Origin of the sequence: Kitasatospora sp. NPDC057198 (assembly GCF_042670125.1) — a bacterium.
Classification (GTDB): Bacteria; Actinomycetota; Actinomycetes; order Streptomycetales; family Streptomycetaceae; genus Kitasatospora.
Window position 1 is genome coordinate 1 of the sequence record NZ_JBHUWH010000606.1, and the last position, 4,062, is coordinate 4,062.

Sequence of the window (4,062 nt, forward strand, 5' to 3'; positions counted from 1 at the left end):
CCGGAAGGCCCGGCTGTCGCCGGTCCGCGTTGGCCGGCCCCGCCTGCGGCGGCCCCGGGGGCGGTCGCCCCCCTGACAACCTGCGGTTGTCTCCGTCTCGTGTGCCAACTCCTCGCCCCCGTCCGTAGTCCAGCCCCGGCACGGAAGCCCCTGCGGGCCGCGCCTGCGCGCCCCGAGGGTACGCGCCGCAGGCGTGCAGCCGCAACCACCGGGGCGAGGAGCTTGATCTGTCCGTTGGGCATAGGTCCGCCGGTTCTCCACCACCACCGCGCCTACGCGCGGCCGACACGCACCGTCTGTTCTCAGCGAGGCCGCGGTTCCCCCCATGCCTGGGGCTCCCTGCTTCGCACGCGAGGCTTCGGGCCCACCAGCTGATGGACCCGGTTCACTCGCACCACCGGAGAGCTTCCGTCCCGGGGCGGCATGCCGCTTGCGTTCCGGCCGGTGGGCGCGCTGAGTCCCAATCCGGCTTCCGTCCGGCCTGCGCTCCCGCGCGGCTTGGCCGCTCCCGCGGCCTCGGCTCGTGCCTCTCGGCATCCGTTAGCGGCGGAGTGTCCGGCCCGTCCCTGCGCGAGCAGCCTTTCCGCGCGGGCGCGGAGGTTCTGCTCCCCTGGGGAGCGGGCCAGAGTCCCCGGCCGGAACGCAACCGGCGCGGTTCTCTCGCCCCACCCGCCGGACTCCCGGGATTGAACCGGTCCGATACGGGCGTGCCTTCCACGGGGCGGCCTCCCGGCCTGCCCGCTCTCGGGCCCCCCGCCGCGAGGGGCGGGGGCGTTCGACACCTAGCACGGCGAAACGGATCTGACAACGAGGGGTTGTCGTGAACTCGATCCTGCGTGTCTGAGCACGTGCATGATACCGTTTGACAAAGCGAACGGCTCCCATCGCGGAAACGCGAAGGGCCCCGGGGGTATCAGACCCGGGTGGTGTGTCGGCGCGGGGGGTAGGAGCCCCGCCCGACGTGTTCAGTTGTTTTGCACAGAGTGATATCGGTTAGAAGTACCAGCAGGGCCCCCGGGAGGTGCTATCGGCAGTGGTGGAACGGATCATAGCGCGTGATCGGACATCAGCCGCTCGACACGGCGTGTCGTCCGAAACGGCGCTCCTCCGGCGAATATGAACGCGCCCCTCAGTGCAGGAAACGCGCCGGAGCAGCCAGAGGCCCTGACCATGACTGGTCAGGGCCTCTGGCGTTGGAGAATCGTCGCAGGTCAGGGGGTTCGTCGGGATCGGAAACACGCGAAACCCCCTGACCTTAAGCGAAGTTGAACGGCGCCCCATGCACGGCATATTCACAGAACAACCGCTCGTCACACTACACCCGGGCCGTGACTGACGGTAGACCCGACGTTCACGACTTGACAGGTGATCATTCCGCCTTCGGCTTCCTTTTCCATGTGCGGAGCTCGATCGAAAGAGGCGTTACGTCCGGTGTGTCCAACATGTTTTGAGACACGAGCCATTTCGTAATCATCTTCCCGACGTCGCCGTTCTCGTCGTTCAGCATGTCGATGAACTCGGACGCCTCGTATCCTTCGCCGCGGTTGCCCACCTCAGCGATGTTCGAGTCCGGGTCCGGCCGGTGGCCGGTTCCCGTCCGCTTCGGCGACTTGCCGATCTCTACCCATGAGGGGTACACCACCGTCCACGCCACGCGCAACCCGTCACGCTCTGCGACCCTGAGCCGGTTGGCGATGGACTTCGCGCCGGACTTGATCGCCCCGCCGGAGCGGACGTGCACGGTCCGGCCCCCCGCGGTCGGCTTGCGCACCGCGGCTTCCTGCCCCTGAGCGTTGAGCCGCCGGGGCGCCTCCGGCACGTCCACCCTTCGGCCGCGCCGGTTGGCGAGCAGGGCCTCCAGCGTCGGCGTCAGGTTGTTGTACGGCTTCGGCTTGACGGGCCGGATGATCTGGGAGATCACCGAGGAGTCCCGGACCACCGCATCCGCGATCTCCTGCTGCGTCATGCCCTCGGCCAGCAGCTGGTGTACGAGCTGAGCGCTCGTCATGCCCGCGGCCATCACGCGGCCCCGAGCTGCTGCGCGGCCAGCTTCCGCAGCGACTCGCCTTCGGCCTCGTTCACCGGCCGCGCGACCGCGTGACCGATCCGGCCCTTCAGCCGGTACAGCCCAACGGTGCCGTCATCGGTCCAACCGGGGTCACAGGCAAGGGAGATGCCGTCAGTACGCATGGCCAGGACCGTACCAGGGGGCACGTGCAGCGCCCCGGCCCGGACCGACTTGTCGGCGGTCGGCGCCTCCAGGAGCCGGGCCCGGCACCGGGCCCAGATCTCGGCGGACCACTCCGGGTGGTCCGTGAGCTGGCTCCAGTGCGACCGCTCCCCGAGCTCCGTCCACACGTAGTGGCCGCCGACGACGCGCACCGGGGCGTCCTCCGGGGGCACCTTGCGGTTCTGCCGGGTGGCCGGAATCGACTTCGTGACGGGGTGGGAACGGGCCGCGAACGCGCCCACGGAGGTGAGAACGAGCATGCGCAGTGCTCCCTGCACGAGTCGCCGCAGGTCAGGGCTGATGTCGTCTCGGTTCTCGGTGTAGAGATACAGCTCCGTCAGGTTCGTCTTCCAGTCGTTCAGCGGCTTGCCTTCCTTGAAATGGAAGCCCTCGTGGACCTGAATGCGCCACTTCCACTGGCGGGCGAGGGAGAGCTCCGATCCGCTGGCCCAGGTGGTGAACCGCTCCCCCGGGCGGCGCGGGTACGTCCACAGCTTCTCGTCCCCGGACGTCTCCGCCGGGGCCCCGAGCAGCCCGACGTGCTCCCACCCGGCGGGCACCTCCGCGGTGACGAGCCACCGGCCGCGCCGCATGAGCGTGACGTCCTGGTCCTCGTCGGTGAGCGCCGCCCACTCCTTCCCGGTGACCATCGTCGGGGCCCCGACCGGCATGCCCCACGCCAGCGCCGAGTAGGCGAAGCGCATGTCCCAGTGCGTGAAGACGGGGATCTCCTGCGGGCCCTCGGGGAGCACCTCCCACCGGCCCTGACCGGAGGTGGACTGGATCAGCTCGCGGAGCTCCGCCGAGAGGACCGGGTACGTCTTCGGCTTCCCCCGCCGGTCGGTGCCGATGGAGCGGCGGAACAGGTCCCGGCCGGTGGTGGACGGGGTGGAGAGCAGCAGCGCGCCGGAGTCGAACTTGCGCGCGATCATGCCGCGGAGCTCCGCCCACGCCGCGGCGGCCTGGTCCGCCGAGTACTCCCCGGTGCCGAACCAGCAGGCGGCGCGCAGCACTTCAACTTCCCTCTCGCTCGCGTGCGTCCACCGGCCGGTGGGCAGGTCTGCGTTCTCCAGGTAGTGAGAGCCGCCCGCCCACCCGGGCGGGACCGGACCGAGGAACCACGCCCGGACGGCCTCCGCGGCGTCCGGGATGCCCGGCGCCTGCGGCCGGTTGCCCACGAGGAACACGCGCTCCACCGGCTCCGGGATACCGGCGAGCAGCTCGGCCGCGGAGCGGTCGCTCCAGGCGAGCTGGCCGGTAGCTCCGCGCACCGACACCCACCGGCCGGTGGCCATGTCCAGGAAGATCGTCGCCTTCTCGGGGCCCTTGATCCCCCACCGGTTGGTGACGAGATCGGAGAGCAGCGAGCGCAGGCCGGTCGCCGCGCCGGGCCGCCACCTCTCCGGGAGCAGCTCGTCAGGCACTGCGGTCCGGTAGGCAGCAGGGAGGCGTTCTGGATCGGGCTCCTCAGCGGCCGGGGCCGGGGCCGGGGCCGGGGCCGCCTTCCGGGGCCGCCCGTGCTTCCCGCCGGGGGCCAGCTGCTTCACGCGGGTTGCGGACTTGCCGATGATCTCGGCGAGCTCGTCCGCGGTGGCGCCCGCTGCTCGGGCCGCCGTCATCCGGCCGGACCGCCGCTCTTCCATGGTGGCAAGGGCCTTCTCGTACCGGGTGATGATCCCCGTGTCCTTCCGGATCAGCTGGAGCAGCTGCTCCAGCGTCGGCGGGGTGTCGGGGGCGGAGTCGCTCATGGGGCCTCTCGATCGGGTAGGGGGTGGCCCGGGGCCGGGCACCCCGGGGGACGGACGGCGGCCCGATGGGCGACAACCTGAGGT

At 70.8% G+C, this 4,062-nt stretch carries 2 protein-coding genes; both read right to left on the bottom strand.

Going from position 1 to position 4,062, the window contains the following annotated elements; all coding sequences use genetic code 11:
• Nucleotides 1–1,369 precede the first annotated feature (1,369 nt).
• On the bottom strand, nt 1,370–2,008 hold the full coding sequence (locus ACFUEL_RS36410; protein ID WP_380241980.1) for a hypothetical protein: 639 nt from the start codon (nt 2,006–2,008) through the stop codon (nt 1,370–1,372).
• Between the two features lie 11 nt (nt 2,009–2,019).
• Complete coding sequence (locus tag ACFUEL_RS36415) at nt 2,020–3,978, bottom strand: hypothetical protein (RefSeq protein ID WP_380241982.1); 1,959 nt, start codon at nt 3,976–3,978, stop codon at nt 2,020–2,022.
• Nucleotides 3,979–4,062: the final 84 nt, after the last annotated feature.